Origin of the sequence: Corynebacterium pseudogenitalium (assembly GCF_024453815.1) — a bacterium.
Classification (GTDB): domain Bacteria; phylum Actinomycetota; class Actinomycetes; order Mycobacteriales; family Mycobacteriaceae; genus Corynebacterium; species Corynebacterium pseudogenitalium.
The window spans coordinates 1,914,863-1,939,018 of the sequence record NZ_CP072934.1; the positions used below are offsets into that span (position 1 = coordinate 1,914,863).

General features: G+C 65.2%; 25 protein-coding genes and 1 tRNA gene. 15 read left to right on the top strand and 11 right to left on the bottom strand.

The features are described 5' to 3' along the window. Positions 1-222 precede the first annotated feature (222 nt). Together KBP54_RS09240 and KBP54_RS09245 are read right to left on the bottom strand one after the other, a co-directional pair. Positions 223-295 (bottom strand) — tRNA-Thr (locus KBP54_RS09240). Further along, positions 274-1,023, bottom strand: a complete 750-nt coding sequence (locus KBP54_RS09245; RefSeq protein ID WP_256005483.1) for a DUF364 domain-containing protein — start codon at positions 1,021-1,023, stop codon at positions 274-276. Before KBP54_RS09245 ends, KBP54_RS09240 begins: the two co-directional genes overlap by 22 nt. Before the next feature lie 45 nt (positions 1,024-1,068). Here KBP54_RS09245 and thrE point away from each other — a divergent pair, with 45 nt between their 5' ends. Genes thrE through KBP54_RS09285 form a run of 8 tightly spaced genes read left to right on the top strand, consistent with a single transcriptional unit; the run spans position 1,069 to position 7,737 of the window. Next, positions 1,069-2,532 (top strand): threonine/serine exporter ThrE, encoded by a 1,464-nt coding sequence (thrE, locus tag KBP54_RS09250; protein WP_252931456.1) that lies wholly within the window; start codon positions 1,069-1,071, stop codon positions 2,530-2,532. A gap of 55 nt (positions 2,533-2,587) precedes the next feature. Continuing rightward, a complete protein-coding gene (locus KBP54_RS09255) occupies positions 2,588-2,950 on the top strand; it encodes a hypothetical protein (protein ID WP_070361929.1) in 363 nt (120 codons plus the stop codon). Between the two features lie 2 nt (positions 2,951-2,952). Then, entirely contained in the window at positions 2,953-4,236 is a 1,284-nt protein-coding gene (locus KBP54_RS09260; protein WP_256005485.1) for an alpha,alpha-trehalose-phosphate synthase (UDP-forming), read from the top strand. Further along, positions 4,233-4,637: a hypothetical protein gene (locus KBP54_RS09265; protein WP_256005487.1), complete on the top strand. Its 405-nt coding sequence runs from the start codon at positions 4,233-4,235 to the stop codon at positions 4,635-4,637. The genes KBP54_RS09260 and KBP54_RS09265 overlap by 4 nt, the downstream gene beginning before the upstream one ends. After that, a complete protein-coding gene (locus KBP54_RS09270; protein ID WP_256005488.1) occupies positions 4,634-5,317 on the top strand; it encodes a trehalose-phosphatase in 684 nt (227 codons plus the stop codon). Before KBP54_RS09265 ends, KBP54_RS09270 begins: the two co-directional genes overlap by 4 nt. 33 nt (positions 5,318-5,350) lie before the next feature. Next, a complete protein-coding gene (locus KBP54_RS09275) occupies positions 5,351-6,244 on the top strand; it encodes a metal ABC transporter solute-binding protein, Zn/Mn family (RefSeq protein WP_256005490.1) in 894 nt (297 codons plus the stop codon). Further along, positions 6,244-6,924: a metal ABC transporter ATP-binding protein gene (locus tag KBP54_RS09280; RefSeq protein WP_256005492.1), complete on the top strand. Its 681-nt coding sequence runs from the start codon at positions 6,244-6,246 to the stop codon at positions 6,922-6,924. Before KBP54_RS09275 ends, KBP54_RS09280 begins: the two co-directional genes overlap by 1 nt. Continuing rightward, a complete protein-coding gene (locus KBP54_RS09285; RefSeq protein WP_256005493.1) occupies positions 6,925-7,737 on the top strand; it encodes a metal ABC transporter permease in 813 nt (270 codons plus the stop codon). On the opposite strand, the gene rlmB is transcribed toward KBP54_RS09285, so the two are convergent. From rlmB to KBP54_RS09310, 5 genes are read right to left on the bottom strand one after another with little or no spacing between them, the layout of a single operon-like run. Further along, a complete protein-coding gene (rlmB, locus tag KBP54_RS09290) occupies positions 7,719-8,657 on the bottom strand; it encodes a 23S rRNA (guanosine(2251)-2'-O)-methyltransferase RlmB (RefSeq protein WP_070478108.1) in 939 nt (312 codons plus the stop codon). The two genes, KBP54_RS09285 and rlmB, sit on opposite strands and share 19 nt — an antisense overlap. Beyond that, positions 8,657-10,051: a cysteine--tRNA ligase gene (gene cysS / locus KBP54_RS09295; protein ID WP_256005495.1), complete on the bottom strand. Its 1,395-nt coding sequence runs from the start codon at positions 10,049-10,051 to the stop codon at positions 8,657-8,659. Before cysS ends, rlmB begins: the two co-directional genes overlap by 1 nt. A 5-nt stretch (positions 10,052-10,056) precedes the next feature. After that, on the bottom strand, positions 10,057-10,548 hold the full coding sequence (ispF, locus tag KBP54_RS09300) for a 2-C-methyl-D-erythritol 2,4-cyclodiphosphate synthase (protein WP_256005497.1): 492 nt from the start codon (positions 10,546-10,548) through the stop codon (positions 10,057-10,059). A gap of 10 nt (positions 10,549-10,558) precedes the next feature. Then, complete coding sequence (gene ispD, locus KBP54_RS09305; RefSeq protein ID WP_070478112.1) at positions 10,559-11,284, bottom strand: 2-C-methyl-D-erythritol 4-phosphate cytidylyltransferase; 726 nt, start codon at positions 11,282-11,284, stop codon at positions 10,559-10,561. A 14-nt stretch (positions 11,285-11,298) separates the two neighbouring features. Continuing rightward, positions 11,299-11,895: a CarD family transcriptional regulator gene (locus tag KBP54_RS09310; protein ID WP_070361918.1), complete on the bottom strand. Its 597-nt coding sequence runs from the start codon at positions 11,893-11,895 to the stop codon at positions 11,299-11,301. A gap of 210 nt (positions 11,896-12,105) precedes the next feature. On the opposite strand from KBP54_RS09310, the gene KBP54_RS09315 reads away from it, so the two are divergent. From KBP54_RS09315 to disA, 3 genes are read left to right on the top strand one after another with little or no spacing between them, the layout of a single operon-like run. After that, positions 12,106-12,645: a hypothetical protein gene (locus KBP54_RS09315; protein WP_070361917.1), complete on the top strand. Its 540-nt coding sequence runs from the start codon at positions 12,106-12,108 to the stop codon at positions 12,643-12,645. A 6-nt stretch (positions 12,646-12,651) separates the two neighbouring features. Continuing rightward, positions 12,652-14,040, top strand: coding sequence for a DNA repair protein RadA (gene radA, locus KBP54_RS09320; protein ID WP_071573134.1), 1,389 nt, complete (start codon positions 12,652-12,654; stop codon positions 14,038-14,040). Further along, positions 14,033-15,079, top strand: a complete 1,047-nt coding sequence (disA, locus tag KBP54_RS09325) for a DNA integrity scanning diadenylate cyclase DisA (RefSeq protein WP_070361915.1) — start codon at positions 14,033-14,035, stop codon at positions 15,077-15,079. The genes radA and disA overlap by 8 nt, the downstream gene beginning before the upstream one ends. Here the strand turns inward: disA and KBP54_RS09330 are convergent. After that, positions 15,076-15,768, bottom strand: a complete 693-nt coding sequence (locus KBP54_RS09330) for a hypothetical protein (RefSeq protein ID WP_070975548.1) — start codon at positions 15,766-15,768, stop codon at positions 15,076-15,078. The genes disA and KBP54_RS09330 overlap by 4 nt on opposite strands. Positions 15,769-15,773: 5 nt before the next feature. Then, complete coding sequence (locus KBP54_RS09335; RefSeq protein WP_256005498.1) at positions 15,774-16,382, bottom strand: carbonic anhydrase; 609 nt, start codon at positions 16,380-16,382, stop codon at positions 15,774-15,776. 19 nt (positions 16,383-16,401) lie between these two features. Between KBP54_RS09335 and KBP54_RS09340 the strand changes: the two genes are divergently transcribed. Then, a complete protein-coding gene (locus tag KBP54_RS09340; protein ID WP_256005500.1) occupies positions 16,402-17,304 on the top strand; it encodes an HhH-GPD family protein in 903 nt (300 codons plus the stop codon). Here the strand turns inward: KBP54_RS09340 and KBP54_RS09345 are convergent. Further along, entirely contained in the window at positions 17,283-17,453 is a 171-nt protein-coding gene (locus KBP54_RS09345; RefSeq protein WP_071565885.1) for a DUF4236 domain-containing protein, read from the bottom strand. The two genes, KBP54_RS09340 and KBP54_RS09345, sit on opposite strands and share 22 nt — an antisense overlap. 28 nt (positions 17,454-17,481) lie before the next feature. Here KBP54_RS09345 and zupT point away from each other — a divergent pair, with 28 nt between their 5' ends. From zupT to KBP54_RS09360, 3 genes are read left to right on the top strand one after another with little or no spacing between them, the layout of a single operon-like run. Beyond that, positions 17,482-18,249, top strand: coding sequence for a zinc transporter ZupT (gene zupT, locus KBP54_RS09350; RefSeq protein WP_256005502.1), 768 nt, complete (start codon positions 17,482-17,484; stop codon positions 18,247-18,249). Positions 18,250-18,290: 41 nt separating this feature from the next. Further along, a complete protein-coding gene (locus KBP54_RS09355) occupies positions 18,291-19,631 on the top strand; it encodes an alpha/beta fold hydrolase (protein WP_256005503.1) in 1,341 nt (446 codons plus the stop codon). A 31-nt stretch (positions 19,632-19,662) separates the two neighbouring features. Next, positions 19,663-21,054 (top strand): lipase family protein, encoded by a 1,392-nt coding sequence (locus tag KBP54_RS09360; RefSeq protein ID WP_256005505.1) that lies wholly within the window; start codon positions 19,663-19,665, stop codon positions 21,052-21,054. Between the two features lie 231 nt (positions 21,055-21,285). On the opposite strand, the gene KBP54_RS09365 is transcribed toward KBP54_RS09360, so the two are convergent. Continuing rightward, positions 21,286-24,045, bottom strand: coding sequence for an ATP-dependent Clp protease ATP-binding subunit (locus KBP54_RS09365; protein ID WP_256001054.1), 2,760 nt, complete (start codon positions 24,043-24,045; stop codon positions 21,286-21,288). Positions 24,046-24,156: the final 111 nt, after the last annotated feature.

The window sequence follows — 24,156 nt, forward strand, 5'->3', positions numbered from 1 at the left end:
TCTTAGCGTCGACCAATGCAGGTCGTCGGGAATGACTGTGCATTGCCTGGGCACCAGATCTCACCGCCACCAAACGCTGAACTGGGGAAACGTCGCTTAGCCTTGGCGAAAATGGGGAAATTGGTGCACCGGGGCGATTGCGGGGCGTCGGGCACCAAAATAGTCAGGCACACCAACGCAAACACCCCCTACCCGTTATCCCAGGTAGGAGGTGTTGTGCAGAGCTAGAGACGAGACTTGAACTCGCAACCTACGCATTACAAGTGCGTTGCGCTACCGATTGCGCCACTCTAGCAGCGCTGAAGAGTCTACACTAACGTTCACTCGTTTACCGAAATCCCACTTCCTACCTCCACCGATGCCCTTCAGAGTACCGACGAGCCCGGCAGGGTCGGTGGGGATGAACCCGGATAGGGTGGTGGCTCCGGCGTCGAAGAGGATGGAGCTCATCGGGGTCGATGGGCCGACGATGATGGTGTCCAGCCCGGATGCGAGCTCCAAGAGGCGGGGCATCGTTTTGTTCACGAGGGCGGAGGCGGTGATGAAGACTGCGTCCAGGTCTGGGGCGAGGTATTCGAAGGCGGAGTCGGGGTAGTCGCCGGGGCGTTGGACTCGCTCGAAGACGTAGAGGTCGGCGACGTCGCGGAGGGTGCGCTCCAGGCCTGGGAAGTGCCCGACGACGCCAACGCGCTTGCCGGCGTAGTGGGAGGCGTAGGCGACGAATGCGTCCGAAGCTTCGGCGAAGTGGGATGCGTCGCGGTTCACCCAAGCATTGATGGCGGCGAGGCCGACGCCGGCTTCGGCGAAGTTCCACGATGTGACCATGGAGGCGGCGTCGATAAGAGGGCGTCCGATTGGGGACTCGGAGAGGACGGGGCGGCCGTCGCCGGGGTAGACGGCGGCGATGCCGACGTGGCCGTCGGAGGTGCGGAGCCAGGCCCAGTGGGGTGCGATGCCGAAGTCGGTGACGGTGATGGTGGTCGGGGTGGCGTCGATAAGTTGCTCGTAGAGTTGCCAGGTCATGTGGCCATTCTAGGCGTGTCGGGGTGGCTTGCTAGGGTCGAATACGTGAACTTGAATTCGCTGTGGGAGTTTGTCCGCGGGTCACGCCAGCACGTGGCGACGATTGACGCGGCGCGAACGTCGCCGCCGCCGTCCGTGCTTGCCCCGATTGATCTGACGGATACCGCGCAGGTAGCCGGGGTTATGAATATTGCTGCGCGCATTGGGGAGATCCTGATCGCGAATGGCACGACGTCTTCGGATGCGATTGCGCAGATTCACACAGTGACGTCTTCGTATGGTCTGCACTACTGCCATGTGGACATCACGGTGAACACGATCATGATTAACACGATTATTGGGGTGCATAAGCGTACCCCGGTCAACGTGTTCCGCGTGGTCACGATGATGAGCGAGAACTACCACAAGCTGCAGGAGGCGGACCGGCTGATTCGCTCGATTCGTTCGGGCGCCACGCCACCGGAGCTTGCGGAGAAAATCCTCGACGATATTGATAACTCCCCTATCCCGTGGCGCAACACGCGCTACCTGGCGGGTTGGCTGGTGATGGGCGCGGCGGTCGCGATTTTGCTGGGCGGGGACCTGTTCATGTCCGCGATTGGCGGGCTCACGGCGTTTCTCATCATGGGATTTAACAAGATTCTGTCCCGCAACTCCCTGCCTTACTTCTTCCACTGCGCCATCGGCGGCTTCTTGACGACAATCCCGGCGGCGCTGTTCTACGAGGTCGCGCCGATGATCGGCAAGACGATTGTGCCCAGCCAAGTGATCGCGGTGGGCATTGTGGTCCTGTTGGCGGGTCTGACCTTGGTGCAGTCGCTGCTTGACGGGGTGACGGGCTCGCCGGTGACGGCCTCGGCGCGATTCTTCCAGACACTGCTCTTTACCGGCGGCATCGTGGCTGGTGTCGCGATTGGGTTGAATACGTGGGAGCTCATGGGCCTGGGCTTGCCGCCACTGGAAACGATGCTGGGGACCCCAACGTTTAGTGGTGCGGCGGCGCGTATTGCGGGGAGTACGTTGGCGTCGGCGTCATTCGCGGTGACGTGCTTCGCGGAGCGCCCCGCGGTGGTGGTGGCGGCGTTTACGGCCGCCGCCGGTTCGAGCATGTACTACCTGTTTCTGATCCCGATCGGCTCCGGTGCGTTGATGGCGACGGCGGCGTTGGCGTTCGTCGTCGGCCTTGCTGGTGGTTTGATTGCCCGCCGTTTCCTGATCAACCCGGTGATCACGGCGGTGGCTGGTGTGACCCCGTTCTTGCCTGGCTCTGGTGTGTATCGCGGGATGTACGCCATGATGAACGAGCAGATCGTGGTGGGCCTGACCAACCTGTTCATGGCGGTCGGCACCTGTATGGCGCTGGCTGGCGGTGTGGTGTTTGGCGAGTGGGTGGCGCGCCGTCTGCGTGCCCCGCAGCACTACATTCCGTACGAGGCGTTCAAGCGGGCCGGGCGCTTCACGTTCCAGCAGATCCGCCGACGGAGGCCCCCAGGCGGGCTTCGTCACTAATATTGGCGTAGAATCGTTGTGCTAGTAATGCGCGTCATACAAGGAGGAACCCGTAGTGCCACCCAAGATCACCGACTCTCGCCCCTCGCCTGAGGCGCTCCACGCCGTTGAGGAGCAGACAGCATCTGGTGCTCGCAGGATTGTTGCTACCTACGCCGAGGACTTTTTTGATGGCGTGACCTTGATGTCCATGCTCGGTGTCGAGCCACAGGGCTTCGTGTACAAGAAGTACGCGGAGGAAGTCCTGGGCGCTGAGGAAGAGGAAGAGCCGAAGAAGGCGACCAAGAAGAAGGCTACGAAGAAGAAAGCCACCAAGAAGAAGGCTTCTAAGAAGAAGGCCACGAAGAAAAAGGCCACCAAGAAGAAAGCAACAAAGAAAAAGGCCACCAAAAAGAAGACTGTAAAGAAGAAGTCGTAGTTGTGAATGAGTTCGTAGTGGTGGCTAACCGCCTGCCCGTCGACCGTGTCGAGGGCGGGTGGAAGGCGTCACCCGGCGGGCTCGTGGCTGCGCTCGCACCCGTGTTGCGGGCACGCGCCGGTTGCTGGGTGGGGTGGTCCGGCGCGGTGGATGAACCGGTCGCGCCGTTTCGCTTTGATGGCATTGACCTGCACCCGGTGACGTTGGACGCCCAGGACTACGAGGAGTTCTACGAGGGTTTCTCCAACTCGACGTTGTGGCCGCTTTACCATGACTTGATCGTGGCCCCGCAGTACAACGAGCAGTGGTGGCAGCGCTACCGTGACGTTAACGTCCGCTTCGCGCGCGCGACCGCCGAGGTGGCGGCGCAGGGCGCGACGGTGTGGGTGCAGGACTACCAGTTGCAGCTGGTGCCGGGCCTGCTGCGCGAGATGCGCCCCGACCTGACCATCGGGTTCTTCCTGCATATTCCATTCCCCTCCCCCGACCTGTTCCGTCAGCTCCCGTGGCGCGAGGAACTCATCGGCGGACTCAACGGCTGCGACCTGGTGGGGTTTCAGCGCGAGGCGGATGAGCGCAACTTCCGCGCACTCGTCGGCGACGATAACAACAGCCCGCGCAGTGGAACGTTCCCGATCTCGATTGACCCGGCGGCGGTGCAGGTTGGCTCGCCGGAAGCGGTGGCGAAGCTGCGGGAATCGGTAGGTAATCCTGCGGCCCTGATGCTGGGGGTGGACCGCATGGATTACACGAAGGGCATCCTGCAGCGTTTGCTCGCGTTTGAGCAACTGCTCGAGGAAGGTGTCGGCGCCACCCTGATCCAGCTGGCCACCCCGTCGCGGGAGCGCATCGAGCACTACCGCGAGACCCGCCGCCAGGTCGAAGAGGCCGTGGGCAGGATTAACGGCCGCTTCGGCTCGGTGGGTCGCCCTGTGATCCACTACATGCATCGCGGTGTGTCCAAGCAGGAGCTGGGCACGTTCTATGCGGCTGCGGACGTGATGTTGGTGACGCCGTTTAAGGACGGCATGAACCTGGTGGCAAAGGAGTACGTGGCCTGCCACCCGGACGGGGACGGCGCGTTGGTGCTGTCCGAGTTCGCCGGCGCGGCCGTGGAGCTGCACGATGCGTATTTGTGTAATCCGTTCGAGGGGGCGTCGATACTTCGGGCGATGCGGGAGGCACTTGACCCGGATCCGGAGCGGATGCGGAGGATGTATGCGCGCGTGTTGGGGCACGATGTGCACCGGTGGGCCGCGGAGTTTTTGCAGGAGGTTGCGCGATGAAACGGCTGGTTGTTGCAGGTGCAGCACTGGGGCTGGCGGCGTGTTCGCCGGCGCCGCCGGTGTGGCAGGTCGTTGCGGTGTACACGGCTCCGGACACGCCGGGGGATGTGCCGGATCGGGCGAATGTGAGCATCGACGGTTCGAAGCTGACGGGCTCGACGGGATGCGGCAAGGTTGAAGGCGACGTCACGGTCACTGAAGACACGCTGACGGTCAACGAGATTTCTTTCGCCGACACAGCCGACTGCGAGGGGGCGGCGCGCTACACGCACGATCAACTGGCGTCGCTGGTGGTGCCGGAGGCCACGTTCCGAATCAACAATGTCAGTGACACCGAGAAGGTGCTCACGCTCGACGGCGACGACGTGAACGAACCGAGCATGCGGGTGATGATGCTGTGAGTTCCATCGCCTACTTATCGACGGCCCCTTCGCTCCTTGTCTGCCTCGACTTCGATGGCACGATCAGCGAGCTGAACCCGGACCCCTATGCGGTGAAACCGCACCCGGTGGCGCTGGAGGCGATTGAGCGCCTGGCACACGCCCCGAATACGGAGGTGGCGATGCTGTCCGGCCGCCACCTGGAGGGCCTGCGCAGGGTGTTCCCGCTGCGCGAGCCCGTCGTGTTGGTGGGCTCGCACGGCGCGGAACCAGGCCCGGAGCTTACGCCGGAGGACGTCGAGTATTTGGACGGAATCGAAAAGCAGCTGGAGACGATCGCGGTTCCGCCGGCGTACGTGGAGGTCAAGCCCTACCAGCGGGTGCTGCACGTCGCGCCCGTGGGGGACGCGGCGGAGCGCGAGCGCATGCTGGCGGAGGCGCTGCGGATTCAAACGCCTCGCCCTGTCACGCCAGGCAATAACGTGGTGGAGTTTTCCGCGGTAGATGTGTCGAAGGGTTCGTGGCTGCGGGTCCACAAGCAGCGCTTTGCTGCGACGCTCTTCGCTGGCGATGACGTCACGGACGACACAGCGCTGGCGGTGCTGGGGCCTGCGGATGTGGGGATCAAGGTAGGGGTCGACGTCGCAGGCGTGGACGAGATGGCGGCCTTCCTGAAGGCGCTCGCCGACGCTCGTTGTTGATATTCATTTTCAATACCACGTACAATGGCGGCCATGTTTTCACGACGCTTCATTGGCATCCTTGCTGCATCGACGCTCGCGCTGAGCGCCTGCAGCAGCACTGACAGCACCGGCGACACCGCAGCTGAGGCTGCCGACGGCCAGATCGTGGCCACGACGCAGGTGTGGGCGGACGTCGCGAGCCTGGTGACGGGCCAGGACGTCCCCGCGATCATTTCGAATACCTCGGTGGACCCGCACGACTACGAGCCGACGGCCGCCGACCTGGCGCAGGTGGCGAAGGCGGTGCTCGTGGTGGCTAACGGTGGCGCGTACGATGCCCGCATCTACGGCGCGGCGGAAGACGCGAACGTGGTCTCGGCGCTGCCGCTGACGGAAGCGCACGAGCACGACCACGATCACGAGCACGGCGAGCATGGCCATGACGACCACGACCATGAGGGCCACGACCATGACCACGCCCACGAGGAGAACGAGCACATCTGGTACTCCACCGCGGCGATCGCGAAGGTGGGCGCGGACCTCGCGCAGCGCACTGATGGCAGCACGGACGCGCTCGACGGGAAGCTTGAGCAGCTGCAGACGAAGCTGGACAGCCTCAAGGCGGCGCGCGTAGCGCAGACGCACCCAATCGCGGACGCGATCATCGAGGAGTCCGCGCTCGAGGATGTCACTCCGGAGTCCTTCCGCCACGCAACGCTGAACCACTCGGAGCCGTCCTCGGCGGCGCTCGCGGAGTTCATCGCTGCACTCGAGTCCGGAGAAATCGACATCCTGATTAACAACCCGCAGAGCCCGAACGGTGTCTCCGACAAGTTGGTTGAGGTGGCGAAGGCCAACAACGTGAAGGTCGTCGACATTTACGAGACCCCACCAAACGGCGAGAACTTCTTCGACTACTTTGCCAAGGCGCTTGACGAGCTCTAATGCTGCACCTGACCAACGCCTCTTGTGATCCCCTGTGGCACGACATCAACCTTGATGTCGCCGCGGGGGAATTTGTCGCTGTGCTGGGCCCGAACGGCAGCGGCAAGTCCACGCTGCTCGGCACGATCCTGGGCACGCGGAAACTCAGCTCAGGCACGATTTCGGCGCCGAAGAACATCGGGTTTATCCCGCAGCAGCGCATGTTCCCGCCGGAGCTGCCGGTGCGGGTTCGCGATCTGGTGTCGCTCTCGCTTGAGCACCGTCCGCTGCGTCGGCCGAGGAAGGGGGACGTCGATAAGCTGTTGGACAGCGTGGGCGCGCTCCACCTTGCCGACGCCCGCGTGGGCACCCTGTCGGGTGGTCAGCAGCAGCTGGTGCGGCAGGCGCAGGCCTTTGCGAAGCAGCCCGACCTCATCCTTGCCGACGAGCCCCTGCTCTCGCTCGACGTGGCACGGCAGCGCGACTTCGTGTCCCGGCTGCACGCCGCGAAGGTCGCGGTGGTGATGGTGACGCACTCCATCGATCCGGTGATCGACATCGTGGACACGGTGCTCTACCTGGGGCCGAACGGACACGTGGTCGGCAGTGCCGACGAGGTGCTGCGCTCCGAGGTCCTCAGCGAGCTGTACGGGGCTCCGGTGGAGGTCGTGCGCGTGGGTGGAAAGACGGTGATCCTGTAAATGCTGGAGCAAACGCAGTACCTGCTCGGGTTCGATTTCGTGATCACTGCGCTGATCGCCTGCGCGATGCTGGGCGTGCTCTCCGGGGTGATTGCGCCGCTGATCGTGATGCGGAAAATGTCATTCGCGGTGCACGCCACCTCTGAGCTCGCACTGATGGGTGCCGCGGTTGCCCTCGTGACGGGCCTGAACCTCAGCCTGGGGGCAGTCGTCGGCTCGATTGTGGCGGCGATCGTGCTCGTGCTTTTGGGGCTTCGCAGCGACACGGATTCGTCTGTGGGCGTGGTGATGAGCTTCGGCATGGGCATCTCCGTGCTGTGCATCCACCTCTACCCCGGCAACTCCACCACGGCGATGGCGCTGCTCACCGGCCAGATCGTTGGGGTGAGCAGGGAGAACCTCGGGGTGCTGACGGCCACCACGCTGCTGGTCGTGGTGGCCGTGATGGTGCTGTGGCGTCCGCTGCTGTTCGCCTCTGTAGACCCGGAGATGGCGGCCGCCAGCGGGGTACGCGTGAAGATGCTGGCCACGCTGTTCGCCATCCTGCTCGGCATGGCGGCCGCCCAGACCGTGCAGATCGTGGGCGTGCTGCTGGTGATGGCGCTGCTGATCACGCCCGGCGCGTCCGCGGTGGCCATTACGGCGCGGCCCGCGGCGGCGGTGGCGTGGTCGGTGCTCTTCGCGGAGCTCGCCGCCGTGGGCGGCATGCTGCTCTCGCTGGCGCCCGGCCTGCCGGTGAGCGTGATGGTGGCGTTTGTGTCCTTCGCCATCTACCTCGTGTGCCGGGCGGTGGGCTACTTCACGCGGCGCTGACGTGCGAACTCGCTGAGCACCACGCCCGCCGCGACGGAGGCGTTCAGGGACTCTACCCAGTCGGTCGTCGGGATGGACATGATCACGTCGCAGTTTTCCCGTACGAGTCTGGAGATGCCCTTGCCCTCCGAGCCGACAACGATGACCACCGGGTCGGTGGCGCCCTCGAAAGTGTCCAGTGTGTGCTCGCCGCCCGCGTCGAGGCCCACGACCATGTAGCCGTTGTCCTTGAACTGCTTGACAGTACGGGTCACGTTGGTCACACGCGCGACAGGCAGGCGAGCCGCCGTGCCCGCCGAGGTACGCCACGCCACGCCCGTCACCTGCGCGGAGCGGCGCTCCGGGATGATCACGCCGTGGCCGCCGAACGCGGCCGTCGAGCGGATCACCGCGCCAAGGTTGCGCGGGTCGGTGATGTTGTCCAGGATGACGAACATGCCGGTCTCCCCGCGGTCCGCCACACCCGCGACCAGGTCGAAGACGTCCGCGTACTTGTACGGCTGGATCTTCAGCCCGATACCCTGGTGCATGCCGTTGCCGGTCATCATGTCCAAGTCGTGGCGGTCCACCTCCTGCACCGGGATGTTGCGGGAGTTCGCCAGGGTGACGGCCTCGCTGAGGCGGTCGTCGTGCCCGGTGCCGCGTGCCACGAACAGCGCCTCGGCTGGCACCTTGGCGTGCAGACACTCCACGACGGGGTTGCGGCCAACAACCATGTCCGGCAGCTCGCGCTCGTGGCGGCCCTGGTCGCGACGCTTGCGCTCCAGCTTGCGCTTGTGCGCCGCGTGGTAGACGCGGTCCTCGGCCTTCGGGGTTGCGCCCTTCCCGCGCAGCCCGCGGCGACGCTGCCCGCCCGAGCCCTTCGTAGCGGTCTTCTTGTTCTTCTTCTGCTTATCGGGGCGGTGGTATGGCTTGGCCATTAGTTCTCCTTCAGTTGCCACTGCGCGCCGTCGGCGGTGTCGGTGACCTCGATGCCTGCGGCGGCAAGGCGGTCACGCACGGCATCGGCCGCGGCCCAGTCCTTCTCGGCACGCGCGGCGGCCCGGCGCTCAAGCTCGGCACCAACCAACACATCAAGTGCCTCGGTTACTCCATTATTTTTCGACGCCCCATCGTCCCACACACCGGGGTCCACACCCAACACCGCGGCCATCGCACGCACCTGAGCAGCCAACTCGCCAGCCCTGGCGGTGTCGTGCGCGGCGAGCGCCTTGTTGCCTTCACGGACCACGTTGTGGATTTCGGCGAGCGCGCGGGGCACGGAGAAGTCGTCGTCAAGCGCCTGGGCGAAGCCTTCGGTCCAGGTGGTCGACTCGGGCGTGCCGGCGCGATGCACGAAGTCCTCGATGCGGCGGTAGCCCGCCGCGGCCTCCTGCAGCGCCTCCGGCGAATACTCCAGCACGCTGCGATAGTGCGCAGATCCCAGGTAGTAGCGCAGCTCCACCGGGCGCACGGCGTCCAGCATGTTGTCGATGCTCAGCACATTACCCAGCGACTTCGACATCTTCTCGCCCGCCATGGTCACCCAGTGGTTGTGCATCCAGTACTGGGCGAAGCCATCACCCGCGGCGTGGGACTGCGCCTGCTCGTTCTCGTGGTGCGGGAACTGCAGGTCCAGGCCGCCGCCGTGAATGTCGAACTCGGCGCCCAGGTACCAGGTAGACATGGCGGAGCACTCCAGGTGCCAGCCGGGGCGGCCGTCGCCCCACGGGGTCGGCCAGCTCGGCTCGCCGGGCTTGGCGGCCTTCCACAGTGCAAAGTCGTGGCTGCCGCGCTTGCCGTGCACGTCACTTTCGCCCTGGTTCATCTCCTCGACACGGTTGCCGGACAGGGAACCGTAGTCGTCGCTCGCCTTCGTCCAGGCAGTCACGTCGAAGTAGACGGAACCCTCGGAGGCGTAGGCGAAGCCGGCGTCGATAAGCCGCTGCATGTAGTCGACCATCTGGGTGACGTGGCCCGTGGCGCGCGGTTCGACAGACGGTGGCAGCACGCCGAGGGTGTTGTAGGCGCGCGTGAACTCGCGCTCATACGTGCTGACCCACTCCCACCACGGCCGATCATGCTCGGCGGCCTTGTTCAAGATCTTGTCATCGATGTCGGTGACGTTGCGCACGAACGCGACGTCGTAGCCCTTGGCCGCGAACCAGCGGCGCACAATGTCGAACGCCACCCCCGAGCGCAAGTGCCCAATATGCGGGGCGGACTGTGGCGTGGCCCCGCACAAGTAGATGGAAACGTGGCCCTCACGCAGCGGGCGGAATGGACGCAGCGTGCGCGTCGCGGTGTCAAAAATCTGTTGGGTCTCGGCAGTCACGGCCCTTAGCTTAGTGCAACCAGCGCAGTAGCGACGGCAGCGCGCCCCTCACCCGAACCGGTGAAACCCATGTGGTCCGTCGTAGTCGCCGACACCGACACCGGGGCGCCGAGCGCCTCCGAGAGCACGCGCTGCGCCTCCTCGCGCACCGGGCCCATCTTCGGGGTCTGGCCAATCATCTGCACCGACACGTTGATCACCTGGTGGCCATGCTGCTCGAGCAACTCCCGCAGCTCCTTGAGCAGCTGCGTGCCCCGCACCCCGTCATACTCCGGCCGACCCACCCCGACGAAGGACCCCAGGTCCCCCAAGCCCGTCGCCGAAAGCACCGCATCCACCACGGCGTGGCTGACAACGTCACCGTCCGAGTGTCCCTCGCAGCCGTCTTGACCCTCATGGAGGATACCCGCGATCCAGCACGGCTTCCCGGCCTCGATCTGGTGCGCGTCAAACGCGGTACCGACCCTAAACTGTGGAAAATCTGTGTGCGACGTCATGCGCGCAAGCCTACCGCGTACTCCCCGACGGCACCTCAAAGATTGTCGGCTCCGCCTCGTCCGTAATGCTCTGCGCCAGGCGCATGTCAATCGGCGTGGTGATCTTAAACGCCATCGGGTCCCCCTGCACCGTGTGCACGTCCACGCCGAACCACTCCATCAGGCTCGCGTCATCCGTAGCGACGAAGTCCGGCGTCCCCTCGTAGTACGCGCGGTTCGCGGCGAGCAGAGAACGCAGGTCAAAGCCCTGTGGCGTCTGCACCGCCCGCAGCGTCGAGCGATCCGGGGTACCGACGACGCGCCCAGCCGCGTCGATCTCCTTGATGGTATCGACTACCGGCAGCACCGGCACCACCGCATCCGCGCCCTCGAGCACGGCGCGGGCGACGCGCGCGATCATACCGGGCGGGGTCAGGGCCCGGGCGGCGTCGTGAATGAGCACGCAGGCGTCCTCGTGCTCGATCGCCTTGAGGCCCTCGTAGATAGAATCGGCGCGCTCCGCGCCCCCATGCACGAAGCGGACGTCGTGGCCGCGCAGCGTGGTGCGCGCGATCTCCTCCATCTCGGGGCTGACCACCACGATGATCGAGTCCACCACCTCGGCGGTCTCCATCGCGGTCACCGAGCGCTCCAACAGACTGCGCCCACGCAGCGGCACGAACGCCTTCGGCACGCTCGCCCCGAGCCGCGTGCCCTGGCCGGCCGCAGCGACGACGGCCACTACCCTGCGAGACATTCGGCTACGTCCCGCTACTTCTCGTCGTCCTCATCGTCGTCGAAGCTGAGGTCATCCAAGTCGATGTCATCCTCGTCCTCAACCACCACGTCAGGCGCGAAGGAAATACCGGCCTTGACCTGCTCCTCGATAATCTTGCGAACGCCCTCTTCCAGCTCCTCGACCTTCTTCTCGTCGACCGGCTCCGCCAGCGCGAGTTCGCCGACGAGGATCTGGCGCGCCTTGCCCAGCATGCGCTTCTCGCCCGCAGACAGGCCCTTGCCCTGGTCACGGCGCCACAGGTCACGGACAACCTCCGCCACCTTATTAATGTCACCGGACGCGAGGCGCTCCTGGTTCGCCTTGTAGCGGCGGGACCAGTTGCCGGCCTCCTCGACGTCGGTCTCGCGCAGCACCGAGAAGACCTTCTCCAGGCCCTCCTTGCCGACGACGTCGCGCACACCGACAAGCTCGGTGTTCTTTACAGGAACGCGGACCTCAAGGTCCGACTGGAGGATCTGCAGTACGAGAAAGTCGAGCGTTTCTCCGCCAATTTCGCGCTGCTCGATGTCGGCGATGCGTGCCGCACCATGATGCGGATAGACAACCACTTCTCCGACTTTGAATTCCATGAACACTCCTTGAGGATGACAACCGGCTCAGTAACCTCACCACCCTACCATTACGGGCCGTAATGGGGACGCGCACCCGCGATGCGCCGAACTCAACTAAAGTTTAACCCCACCCGCGCCGCCTGGGCCTGGTACGCGTGAGGAAACTGTGAAAAGTCTAGGTCCAGGCGCTAGGGTTGTGCAGAGAAACATATATGTGAAACAAGAACGATGGAGGACACCCACGTGAAGTCCCTGAAGCCGGTTTTCGCACTCGCAACCGCACTGCTCATGGCCGGATGCTCCGCAGGCCAAATCACTCAGACCTCTGACCAGGTGGCTGCAGTTGACGGCGCCAACGTCGAAACCGAGAACGGCGAGCTGGCCGTACAGGACGTCACCGTCGTCCTCGACGAGACCGGCTCCGCAGCACTGAAGTTCAGCGCGCTGAACCAGGACACGTCGATGACGTCGCACTCGCTGCGTTCCGTTTCCGTTGACGGCACCCCGGTCAGCATCGAATCCTCGAAGGAAATCGGCTACAACTGCGTGCTTGTTGGTGACTCCGCTGCAGGCTTGGACCGCATGCCGCAGGATGACGGCAAGAACTGCATCGAGTACATCCGCACCGCCCTGCCGAACGACAGCTTCGCGTACGGCGGCACCGTGCCTGTGACCTTCACGTTCGACACCGGCACCCTCGAGGTCAACGCCCCGGTTTCCGCTCCGCTGCTGCCTTCCGGCCAGGTCCACCGCGACCTGAACAAGTAAGGCTCTATGGCGAAGAAGCCTCGGGTGATCCACACCTGTTCCGAGTGTGGATACTCCTCTCCTAAGTGGCTTGGCCGCTGCCCTGAATGCGGCTCTTGGGGGACATTGCAAGAATCAGCGCCGGTGGTTACCGCCACCCGCGCGACGGGGGTCTCCAGTGCGCCGCGTGCCGCTGCACTCACGCCGCAAACGCCTGCGCGCCCAATCACAACTATCGACGCCGCCGCGACCAAGACGGTGCGCTCCGGCATCGGCGAGCTTGACCGGGTGTTGGGCAACGGCGTCGTGCCTGGGTCGGTGGTGCTCATGGCGGGCGAGCCGGGCGTCGGCAAGTCGACGCTGCTGCTTGAGGTGGCCTCGCGCTGGGCGGCGATCGATGGGCGCAAGGCGCTCTACGTCACCGCCGAAGAGTCGGCGGGGCAGGTCCGCGGGCGCGCCGAACGCACCGGCGCACTGCGGGAGCGCCTCTACCTGGCGGCCGAGTCCAACCTGGACATCGTGTTTGGTCACGTGGAGCAGATCAAGCCCTCGCTGCTCATCGTGGACTCGGTACAGACGATGCACGCTCCCGGTGTGGAGGGCGTGCCGGGCGGCGTGGCGCAGTCCCGCGCGGTCACGGCCGCGCTGACCACGCTGGCGAAGACCACTCACCTGCCGATTCTGCTGGTAGGGCACGTGACCAAGGACGGCAACGTCGCGGGCCCGCGAGTGCTCGAGCACCTGGTGGACGTGGTGCTGAACTTCGAGGGCGACCGGCAATCAAGCCTGCGTATGCTGCGCGGCATCAAGAACCGATTTGGCGCGACCGATGAGGTGGGCTGCTTCGAGCAGACCGCCGAGGGGATCCGCGAAGTACCGGACCCGTCCGGGCTGTTCCTCTCCCACCGCGGCCGCACCCCGGATGGTTCCGCGGTGACCGTGGCGATGGACGGGGTGCGCCCAATGCTCGCGGAGGTGCAGGCGCTCACCGTGGACCCGGTGAACAAGTCGCCCCGGCGCGTGGTCACGGGCCTGGACGGCAACCGCGTGCCGATGGTGCTGGCGGTCCTGCAGGCGCGCTGCGGGCAGCGCACGAACGACAAGGACGCCTACGTGGCAACCGTGGGTGGGGTGCGCATCACGGAGACCGCGACCGACCTAGCGGTGGCGCTGGCGACCTGGTCGAGCCTGCACGAGACACCGCTGCCACCAAAGACGGTGGTGATCGGGGAGGTCGGCTTGGCCGGCGAGATCCGGCGGGTGCCAAACCTGGGCCGTCGCCTGCAAGAGGCAGCACGCCTGGGATACGAGCACGCAATCGTGCCCGCGGGCGAGTCACTGCAGGTCCCGGGCCTGCGAATTGAGCAGGTGGCCACGGTTGGCCAGGCTATCGCTACACTTGCACAGCATGAGTGATGACACGATGCGCGCCGCCCTCGAGCGCCTCGCCCCCGGCACCGCACTTCGCGACGGCCTCGAGCGAATCCAACGTGGCCACACCGGTGGCCTCATCGTCCTCGGCGACGGGCCGGAGGTCGTCGAGATTTGCGACGGCGGCATCGCCTTCGACGTCGCCTTCCAGCCACCGCTGCTGCGCGAGCTGTGCAAGATGGACGGCGCCGTCGTTTTATCCGCCGACGGCTCCCGCATCACCCACGCCAACGTGCAGCTCGTGCCCAGCCCGCACTTCCCCACCAGTGAGTCCGGCACCCGCCACCGCTCCGCGGAACGCACCGCGCTGCAGACCGGCAGGCCGGTCATCTCGGTGTCGGCGTCGATGAATACGGTGACGGTGTACGCGGGTGGGCGTCGCCACCGCTTGGAGGAGCCGGCGGTCCTGATGGGCCGGGCGAACCAGGCACTGTCCACGGTGGAGCGCTATCGCCAGCGCCTCGACATGTCGAACCACCGCCTGTTCGTGGCAGAGATGAACAACTATGCCACCGTCGCCGACGTGCTCAACGTGCTGCAGCGCCAGCTGATGCTCGAGCGCGCCGTCACCGATCTGGAGCTGAGCATTGTGGAGTTGGGTGTCGACGCCCGCCAGCTCAGCCTGCAGCTTTCCGAGCTGGAGGGCAACAACGCCCACGACGTTGAGATGCTGGTGCGCGACTACATCGCGACGACCACCGTGCCCACGGACGAGCAGGTCCACCAGGCCCTCGATGCCTTGGACACCCTGCCGGATTCGGAGCTGCTGAACACGACCACGTTGGCGCGCCAGCTGGGGCTGCCCGCGAACGAGGAGAACCTCGTGCAAGCGCTGATCCCACGTGGCTACCGGGCGCTTGCGCGCGTGCCTCGCGTGCAGAAGTTCTTGATGGATCAGATCGTGGCCGTCTTCGGCACGCTGCCCGCCATTTTGGAGGCGCAGCCGGAAGACTTGAGCTCCGCAGACCACGTGACCAGCCTGTGGGCGCGCCACATCTACGAGGGGTTGCGCCGCCTCAGCTAAGTCAGGTTGAACGGGACTGCGTCGGAGGCGTTGTCGCCGATCACGGTGTGCAGGTAGTACGACCCAGCTGGTACCGGCTGGCGGTCGGTGCACACGTTCGGCTGCGAGCTGGTACCCGACCAGCGGGCTTCAAAGCCACGCTTCGAGTCACGCGGGAACGTCTCCTGACCAGCAAAGACAGGGTCAAAGCAGTCGACGTCGGACCACACGCGGTTGTTGGTAGCCATGTCGTAGACCTCAAAACGCATGATGTTGGTGTCCAGGTCGATGACGCAGTCCGCGTCCGTCGGATTCTGCACTTCCATGTAGAACACCGGCTGCTCCCCCACCGCGTACGACGGCTGGTTTGTCGACGCCACCACACGCAAATCCTTTAGCTCACAGGTGCCGGACGGGGCAGCCTGCGTGTGCTCTGCTGACGAGGTCGGCTCGGTCGGCTCACCGGATGCGCTTTCCTTTGCAGTTTCGGACTCACTCGGCGTCGCGGCACCCGGTTCCGGCACCGTCGGCTCCGTGACAGGCGTGGTGGTGGGCGAAGTGGACGTCGATACGTCGGCGTCGCCGCCGCCTGAGCGCGCCATAGCGCTCAACCCCCACACCAGGAACACCACGAGCACCAACAACGCAACGAGCGCCGCAACGCGGCGGCGCCGGTAGATCTCGGGAGGAAGCGGATGCTGGTTAGTCATGCCCCTTACTCTATACCGAAGGTTTCCATGGTCGGGTGAACCTCGCCATCGGCAAGTTGGTAGCGTGCCGCCACCACGCCGACAGTGCCGTTCGCCAAACGCTCCGCGAGCACCGGCACGCGCTCAATGAGGTGCTGCGCACTCAAGTTCGCGTGGGTGACCTCAACATCCTTCGGGTCACGCGTGGGCGACTGAAGCACCGACGGCACGATCTTCTCCACGAACACGCGCACCAACCCGTCCGGGACTTCCTCGGTCTCCACCGCGTTGAGCGCCGTGCCGACCGCGCCGCAGGACTCGTGCGACAGGAACATCACCAGCGGCACGTTCAGCCCTTCCACCGCGTACTCGACGGAGGCGGACACCGCGGCGTCGACGCAACCGCCCGCTGTGCGGATGACGAAGATGTCACCGAAGCCGACGTCGAAAAGCAGCTCAACTGGGACGCGCGAATCCGAACAGGCGACGACGGCGGCGATGGGGTTCTGGCCGTCGCGGAGCTGTTCGCGCCACGTGGGGTCGCGGTGCGGGTGAGTCTCCTGGCTTGCAACGAATCGTTCATTTCCTGCCTTGAGGAGTTCCCACACCTCACGAGGCGTCTTTTCTGTACTCATAGGCTATATTTTGGCAGAGATGACTGAGGATGTGGCCAAAATTCGAACAAACCTCCAACCCGCCGAGATTATCCCGTGGTACCGCGCCAACGCACGCGAGCTTCCGTGGCGCGCACCAGGCACAAGCGCGTGGGGCGTGCTACTCAGCGAGGTGATGAGCCACCAGACGCAGGTGGCGCGCGTCGCCCCCATCTGGGAGGAGTGGATGCGCCGCTGGCCTACCCCGGAGGCCTTCGCGGCCGCCGGCGCCGACGAGGTGCTGCGCGCCTGGGGCAGCCTCGGCTACCCGCGTCGCGCGCTGCGTCTGCTGGAGTGCGCGCGAGCGATCACCGAGCTTCATGGAGGTATTGTTCCCCGCAGCGTCGAGGAGCTACTGGCGCTGCCCGGCATCGGCGATTACACGGCACGCGCAGTGGCCTGCTTTGCCTACGGGGAAAACGTGCCGGTGGTGGACACGAACGTGCGCCGGGTGGTCGCGCGCGCCGAGCGTGGTAGGCCCGTAGCGCACCCGCGCAAGGCGGAGCTTCAGGAGGTGGCGGCGCTGCTGCCCGACGACGGTTCGGAGTGGGACGGCCCAACCTTTTCGGTCGGCTTGATGGAGCTCGGTGCCCTCGTGTGCACCGCCACAAACCCGGACTGCGGGGCGTGCCCGGTCAGCCGCTGCGCGTGGGTGGCAGCGGGCAAGCCAGAGCCGAACCCGGAGGAGCAGCGCAAGAAGAAGACACAGCGCTTCGCCGGCACCGACCGGCAGGTGCGCGGCAAGATCATGCGGGTGCTGCGCGGCGCGTCCGCACCCGTGCCACAACGCGACATCGACGTGGTGTGGCCCGATGCAGCGCAACGCTCCCGCGCGCTATTTTCACTGCTTGAGGACGGCCTCGCCGTCCAAGACGACGCCGGCTACTTCCACCTACCGCGGTAATTGAACCCACCGGGCAGCTTCACCCACACGCCACCGCGCGAGTTGAACGTGACAGGGCCGACCTTCGTGGAAGCCGAAGCACCAGACTTAGAGAAGTTCAGCCACGAGTTCTTACTCACCTTGTGCTTCTTGCGATAATAAATTCCCATGCGCTCAGACTACACATAGACTGTCCGCATGAGTTCGAGCGTTTTGGTCGCCTTCGCGATGACCCTGCTAGCCGGCATCTCCACCGGCATCGGCGGAATTGTTGTTGCGCTCAAATCCTCCATCAGTGACAGGTTCCTCGCCGGCAGCCTGGGGTTCTCCGCAGGCGTGATGGTCTACATCTCGCTTGCGGAGCTCCTTCCCGCAGGTATCGAGTCGCTCGACCAGGGCCGCGCGATCCTCGGCTTCTTTGGCGGAGTGGCGCTGATCGCGGTGATCGACAAGCTGGTGCCGCACGACATCAACCCGCACGAAAGTATCCAGGGCGACGAGGAAAAACGCGCCCAAGCCATGCGGCGCGCAGGCGTCATCACCGGCGTGGCAATCGCGCTGCACAACTTCCCCGAGGGCTTCGCCACCTTCATGTCCGCACTCGCCGACCCGTACCTAGCCATCCCGATCGCCGTCGCCATCGCCCTGCACAACATCCCGGAAGGCGTCGCGGTCGCAGTCCCGCTGCGCGAGGCCACCGGCCGACGCTGGTGGGCCGCCGGGTGGGCCACACTCTCAGGGCTAGCGGAACCGCTCGGTGCGCTCGTCGGATTCCTCATCCTCGCACCCTTTATGGGGCCAACCACGATGGGCTACTCCTTCGCGGTGATCGCCGGGATCATGGTGTTCATCAGCTTCGACAAGCTACTGCCGAACGCGATTGCTACCGGGCACCACCACTACAGCGTCTACGGCGTCATGGGCGGCATGGCGATCATGGCCGTGAGCCTCATGCTGCTGCCCTGACAATTGTACGTCACAGACATTTGTACGTTAGACTCCCGACCATGAAACATCATTGGTCAAAAATTTCCCTGACCATAGCCTGCGCTATGGCCCTCGGCGCCTCGACAGCGCCCATCGTTGACGCCACCCCACTTTCATCCGAGAGCGCCACCTCCCAGCGCTTCACGCAACGTGTGAAGCCGCAGCTCGTCCGCTACGAAACCACCACCGAGGACGGCTCCCGCGCCCCCGTCACCGCCACCCTCTACGACACCCCCGACGCCAAAGGGCTCGTCGCATTCGCCCCCGGCACCCGCGGCCTCGGCGACCACTGCGCCCCGAGCAACAGCCCCGCCGTCCTGCGCACGGCCCACCAAAAATCAGTCAACATCGACTACGAGCGCGGCATCGTGCGCAAGCTTGTCGACGCCGGCTACCGCGTCATCGTCACCGACTACGTCGGCCTCGGCACCCCAGGCACGCACACCTACCTCAACCGCGTCGACCAAGGCCACGCCGTCATCGACGCCGCCCGCTACGCCGCACACGACGGCGAAAAAATCGCCTTCTGGGGCTACTCCCAAGGCGGTGGCGCCTCCGCAGCAGCAGCCGAACTCGTCACTGACTACGCCCCCGATCTCAACGTCGTCGCCGCCTTCGTCGGCGCCCCACCCTCCGACCCACTGGCCGTGCTCGAGCAAGCAACCAGCAAACAAATCAGTGCCGTCGCCGGCTTCGCCGCTGTCAGCTTCGCGTCCACCTACCCTGACTTCCGCGAAGCTCTCTACGCCGAACTCAACGAAGAAGGCGTCGACACGCTCGAGGCACTCTCCAATGCCTGCATGGCGAAGGCACCCCGCGTCGCGCCGAAACCCTTCACCGAGTACACCAAGAGCGGCGAAAGCCTCGCCGAACTCGCCCAGGCCAACGCGACCCTGCGGGCGCGCCTCGACCAGAACAAACTCGGCCGCGTGCCCACGAGCATGCCGACCCTCGCGCTCACCAACCCCGCCGACGACCTCGTCCCCTCCCCACAAGTGACCCAGCTCGCCCGCGACTACTGCAGCCTGGGCACACCGGTGGAATACCGAGCAGTTGCCATGCAAGGTGTCCGCCCCGAAGCGCCCTTCGCCAATGTCGACGGCTCCGCCCACACTCTGCCCCTCTACCTCGAATCCTCTAACGCCATCACCTGGCTCAACGAGCGCTTCGACCCCAACGCCGCCCCCTTCACAGCCACCTGCCCCATCCCCAACACCCCACCAACCCAGTCCGACCACCTCATCCTGCAGTACACCAACGAAACCATCGGCGCGATCTTCCTCGGCATCCTCGGCGTGCTCAGCGCCGTTGGGATGGGCGCCTGGCTCACCAGCACAGGACTGACGCATCTTTTCACCTAAACCAAAGCATTGTCGATTAGTATTTTTCATCGTGCTGCATCGTCCTGTGATCTCCGCTGTGTGCGTCCTCGCGCTCGCCGCTTCCCTCGCCCCCTCCGCCGCCGCTAGCTCGCTCGACCCGCTGAGCTCTGTGGCGGAGGTGGGCTCCTCCGCCATCAAATCCGCCTTCCGCCCCGCGCCGAAAGTCGTGCGCTACGAAACCACCACCGAGTCCGGCACGCGCGCGCCAGTTACCGCCACCCTCTACGACAGGGACAACGCGAAGGGGCTCGTCGTGATCGCGCCCGGCACCCGCGGCATGGCTGACCACTGCGCACCCAGCAAGAACACCTCACTGACGTCCTCCGACTCTGGGACCTCCTTCAGCGTCGACTACGAGCGCCCCATGGCCCACATGCTTCTCGACGCCGGCTACCGCGTCATCGTCACCGACTACGTCGGCCTCGGCACCCCAGGCACGCACACGTACCTCAACCGCGTCGACCAGGGACACGCCGTCATCGACGCCGCCCGCTACGCCGCCCACGCCGGCGAAAAAGTCGCGTTCTGGGGCTACTCGCAAGGCGGCGGCGCATCCGGCGCGGCAGCCGAACTCGTCGCCGACTACGCCCCCGAACTCAACGTGGTCGCCGCCTTCGTCGGCGCCCCACCAGCCGACCCACTGGCCGTGCTCGAGCAGTCCCACGGACCCCTGATCACCCCAGTCGCTGGTTTCGCCGCCGTCTCCTACTCCTCCACCTACCCCGACTTCCGCGACGCCCTCTACGCCGAACTCAACGAGGAAGGCGTGCGCACCCTCGACGCCCTGTCCAAGGCGTGCATCCTCGACGCCGTCCGAATCGCGCCCAAGGAATTCAAGGCCTACACGAAACGTGGCGTCAACCTGGCCAAACTCGCCCACGACAATCCCGTCCTGCGAGCCCGCCTCGACCAGAACAAGCTCGGCCGCGTCCCCACCAAAGTCCCAACGCTGGTGCTCACCAACCCCGACGACGACATGGTCCCCGCCCCACAAGCCGTCCAACTCGCCCGCAACTACTGCGCGCTCGGCTCACCCGTGGAGTACCGCAGCGTCGCAATCCCCGGCACCCGATCCACACCACTCGACTCAGGGTCCTCCACCACCCCATTCGCAAACTTCGCCGGCGCCGGCCACGCCCTGCCAATCGTCCTCGAGACCGCCCACGTGATCACCTGGCTCGACGAGCGCTTCGACCCGAATGCGCCAGCCTTCACCCCGAACTGCAACATCCCAGACGACACCTCCATCAACACCGCCTCGAACTACCAGTACACCGGCCCAGTCGCCGACGCCATCCTCTTCGGCATCTTCGCTGTACTCAGCGCTGTAGGTTTAGGCGCCTGGCTGGTCGGCTCCGGCCTGCCGAACCCGGCCTTGGTGTGGTCGCACCAAATTCGCTGATTTAGGAGCGCGTTTTTGCGTTTCCCCAGGTCGCTGCCGCCGCGCGAGGGAATTTGGTGCATCTTTGGATGCGCTGAGTGCCAAAGGACGCAATTCTAAAATCCACGGCCTCCATTCTTGCAGGTCAGAAAAGCGCTAGACGTATAAGGTTGCGTCTATTGGCACCAATACCCGCCCCACCAAGACAAAAAGAAAGCCGCACCACCAGGGTGCGGCTTTCCAACCTACTGATTAGACCGGTTCAGGTCCCCGACCGTCGGAATCGGAGTCGGAGTCAGGCTCAGGACCAGACTCTGCGCGCTCGTCCGGGAACTGGGAGGCCTCGGTCTCCGGGGTGCCATCGGAAGGGGCGATGTCACGCACGGCCTTCTCTTCAGGCTCCTCGGACGCAGCATCCTCGCCGAACGTTTCCGCTGGCAGCGGGCGTGGGCGCGGGGTGAACGTGAAGGTTGCGTCCGGTGCTGCCTTGCCACGGGTGTTGCGGGCGGCTTCGATGTCGCCGTCCCAGCCTTCGACGTCGACGGTGATGATCTCGCCGGCGCCGATCTCGCCGAACAGGATCTTCTCCGAAAGCAGGTCCTCGATCTCGCGCTGGATGGTGCGACGCAGCGGGCGCGCACCGAGCACTGGGTCGAAGCCGCGGATGGCCAGGAGGTTCTTGGCCTTCTCGGTGAGCTCGATGCCCATGTCCTGCGCGGCCAGGTTGGTGTCCACGCGGCTGATGAGCAGGTCCACCATCTGCACGATTTCTTCCTGGGTCAGCTGGCGGAAGACCACAATCTCGTCGATGCGGTTGAGGAACTCTGGACGGAAGTGCTTCTTCAGCTCGTCGTGGACCTTGTTCTTCATGCGCTCGTACTGGGCATCGGCGTCGGTGGCGGTGTTGCCGGTGAAGCCGAGGCCGACTGGCTTGGAGATGTCGCCAGTACCCAGGTTGGAGGTGAAGATGAGCACGGTGTTCTTGAAGTCCACCATACGGCCCTGGCCGTCAGTGACGTGGCCTTCCTCGAGCACCTGGAGCAGCGTGTTGTAGATCTCCTTGTGCGCCTTCTCGATCTCGTCGAAGAGGACCACCGAGAACGGCTTGCGGCGGACCTTCTCGGTGAGCTGGCCGCCCTCCTCGTAGCCGACGTATCCCGGAGGGGCGCCGAAGAGGCGGGAGGCGGTGAAGCGGTCGTGGAACTCGCCCATGTCGACCTGAATGAGGGAGTCCTCGTCGCCGAAGAGGAACTCGGCAAGTGCCTTGGACAGCTCCGTCTTACCAACGCCGGACGGGCCGGCGAAGATGAAGGAGCCGGATGGGCGCTTCGGGTCCTTGAGGCCGGCACGGGTGCGTCGGATGGAGCGCGACAGGGCGCGGACGGCTTCGTCCTGGCCGATGATGCGCTTGTGCAGCTCGGACTCCATGTTGAGCAGGCGCGAGGACTCGGACTCGGTGAGTTTGAAGACTGGGATGCCGGTCCAGTGCGCGAGCACATCGGCGATCTGGTCTTCACCAACCTCGGCGATTTCCTCGAGGTCGTCGGAGCGCCACTTCTTTTCCTTCTCCTTGCGCTCCTCGCCGAGCTTGCGTTCGGTATCGCGCAGGCCAGCCGCCTTCTCGAAGTCCTGGGCGTCGATGGCGGCTTCCTTCTCGCGACGGACGTCGGCGATGCGCTCGTCGACTTCGCGCAGCTCGGAAGGCGCGGTCATGCGCTTGATGCGCATGCGGGCACCGGCCTCGTCGAGGAGGTCGACGGCCTTATCCGGCAGGAAGCGGTCGTTGATGTAGCGATCTGCGAGGGTGGCGGCGGCCTTGAGGGCGTCGTCCGTGTAGGAGACGCGGTGGTGCGCCTCGTAGCGGTCGCGCAGGCCACGCAGGATGGTGACGGTGTCCTCGACGGACGGCTCGTCGACCTGGACGGGCTGGAAGCGGCGCTCGAGGGCGGCGTCCTTCTCGATGTGCTTGCGGTACTCGTCGAGCGTGGTCGCACCGATGGTCTGGAGTTCGCCACGTGCCAGCTTCGGCTTGAGCAGCGAGGCAGCGTCGATGGCGCCTTCGGCAGCGCCGGCGCCGACGAGGGTGTGGATCTCGTCGATGAACAGGATGATGTCGCCGCGCTGGTTGATCTCCTTGAGTACCTTCTTCAGGCGCTCCTCGAAGTCACCGCGGTAGCGTGAGCCTGCAACCAGGGAGCCAAGGTCGAGGGAGTAGACCTGCTTGTCCTTCAGCGTTTCGGGGACGTTGCCGTTCGCAATGTCGAGCGCGAGGCCCTCCACGACGGCAGTCTTGCCGACGCCCGGCTCACCAATCAGCACCGGGTTGTTCTTGGTGCGGCGCGAGAGCACCTGCATGATGCGCTCGATTTCCTTGTCGCGTCCGACCACCGGGTCGAGCTTGCCCTCGCGGGCTGCTGCGGTGAGGTTGCGGCCGAACTGGTCGAGCACGAGCGAGTTGGAACGCTCGCCCTGCTGGCCCGGGCGCGGCCCACCCATGATGCCAGGGCCCTGACCGGCGCCCGCGAAGCCGGGGCCGCCGCCCTGCGGGGTCTCCGGGTTCTGTGCTTCGCCGCCCTCGTAGCCGGAGAGCAGCTGGATGACCTGCTGGCGCACGCGTGGCAGGTCGGCGCCGAGCTTAATCAGCACCTGGGCTGCGACGCCATCGCCCTCGCGGATGAGGCCGAGCAGCAGGAACTCGGTGCCGATGTACTTGTGCCCCATCTGCAGGCCTTCGCGCAGGGAGAGCTCCAGTACCTTCTTGGCGCGTGGGGTAAATGGGATCTGGTCAGTGACTGGCTGCGTGCCATGCCCGATGATCTCGATGACTTCGGAGCGGACGTCGTCAAGATTGATACCCATGGACTCGAGCGCCTTTGCTGCGACGCCTTCGCCTTCTTTAATAAGTCCGAGCAGGATGTGCTCGGTACCCATGAAGTTATGGTTCAGCTCGCGCGCCTCCTCCTGGGCTAAGACGATGACGCGGCGGGCCCTATCGGTAAACCTCTCAAACAACTGGCTGACCCCTTACTAATAACGGTTTTTAAAGAGTTGTCACCAACCATAACGCCCCCGGCGGACACATCGTCCCGCCGAGGGCGTCACTTCATGGATTCAGGGGCCATC

Coding starts and splice junctions, on each gene's coding strand:
- KBP54_RS09245 (WP_256005483.1), bottom strand. CDS start 1,023: ATGACCTGGCAACTCTACGAGCAACTTATCGACGCCACCCCGACCACC.
- KBP54_RS09265 (WP_256005487.1), top strand. CDS start 4,233: ATGAAACGGCTGGTTGTTGCAGGTGCAGCACTGGGGCTGGCGGCGTGT.
- KBP54_RS09275 (WP_256005490.1), top strand. CDS start 5,351: ATGTTTTCACGACGCTTCATTGGCATCCTTGCTGCATCGACGCTCGCG.
- KBP54_RS09280 (WP_256005492.1), top strand. CDS start 6,244: ATGCTGCACCTGACCAACGCCTCTTGTGATCCCCTGTGGCACGACATC.
- KBP54_RS09285 (WP_256005493.1), top strand. CDS start 6,925: ATGCTGGAGCAAACGCAGTACCTGCTCGGGTTCGATTTCGTGATCACT.
- rlmB (WP_070478108.1), bottom strand. CDS start 8,657: ATGGCCAAGCCATACCACCGCCCCGATAAGCAGAAGAAGAACAAGAAG.
- ispF (WP_256005497.1), bottom strand. CDS start 10,548: ATGACGTCGCACACAGATTTTCCACAGTTTAGGGTCGGTACCGCGTTT.
- ispD (WP_070478112.1), bottom strand. CDS start 11,284: ATGTCTCGCAGGGTAGTGGCCGTCGTCGCTGCGGCCGGCCAGGGCACG.
- KBP54_RS09310 (WP_070361918.1), bottom strand. CDS start 11,895: ATGGAATTCAAAGTCGGAGAAGTGGTTGTCTATCCGCATCATGGTGCG.
- KBP54_RS09315 (WP_070361917.1), top strand. CDS start 12,106: ATGGAGGACACCCACGTGAAGTCCCTGAAGCCGGTTTTCGCACTCGCA.
- radA (WP_071573134.1), top strand. CDS start 12,652: ATGGCGAAGAAGCCTCGGGTGATCCACACCTGTTCCGAGTGTGGATAC.
- disA (WP_070361915.1), top strand. CDS start 14,033: ATGAGTGATGACACGATGCGCGCCGCCCTCGAGCGCCTCGCCCCCGGC.
- KBP54_RS09330 (WP_070975548.1), bottom strand. CDS start 15,768: ATGACTAACCAGCATCCGCTTCCTCCCGAGATCTACCGGCGCCGCCGC.
- KBP54_RS09335 (WP_256005498.1), bottom strand. CDS start 16,382: ATGAGTACAGAAAAGACGCCTCGTGAGGTGTGGGAACTCCTCAAGGCA.
- KBP54_RS09340 (WP_256005500.1), top strand. CDS start 16,402: ATGACTGAGGATGTGGCCAAAATTCGAACAAACCTCCAACCCGCCGAG.
- KBP54_RS09345 (WP_071565885.1), bottom strand. CDS start 17,453: ATGGGAATTTATTATCGCAAGAAGCACAAGGTGAGTAAGAACTCGTGG.
- zupT (WP_256005502.1), top strand. CDS start 17,482: ATGAGTTCGAGCGTTTTGGTCGCCTTCGCGATGACCCTGCTAGCCGGC.
- KBP54_RS09355 (WP_256005503.1), top strand. CDS start 18,291: ATGAAACATCATTGGTCAAAAATTTCCCTGACCATAGCCTGCGCTATG.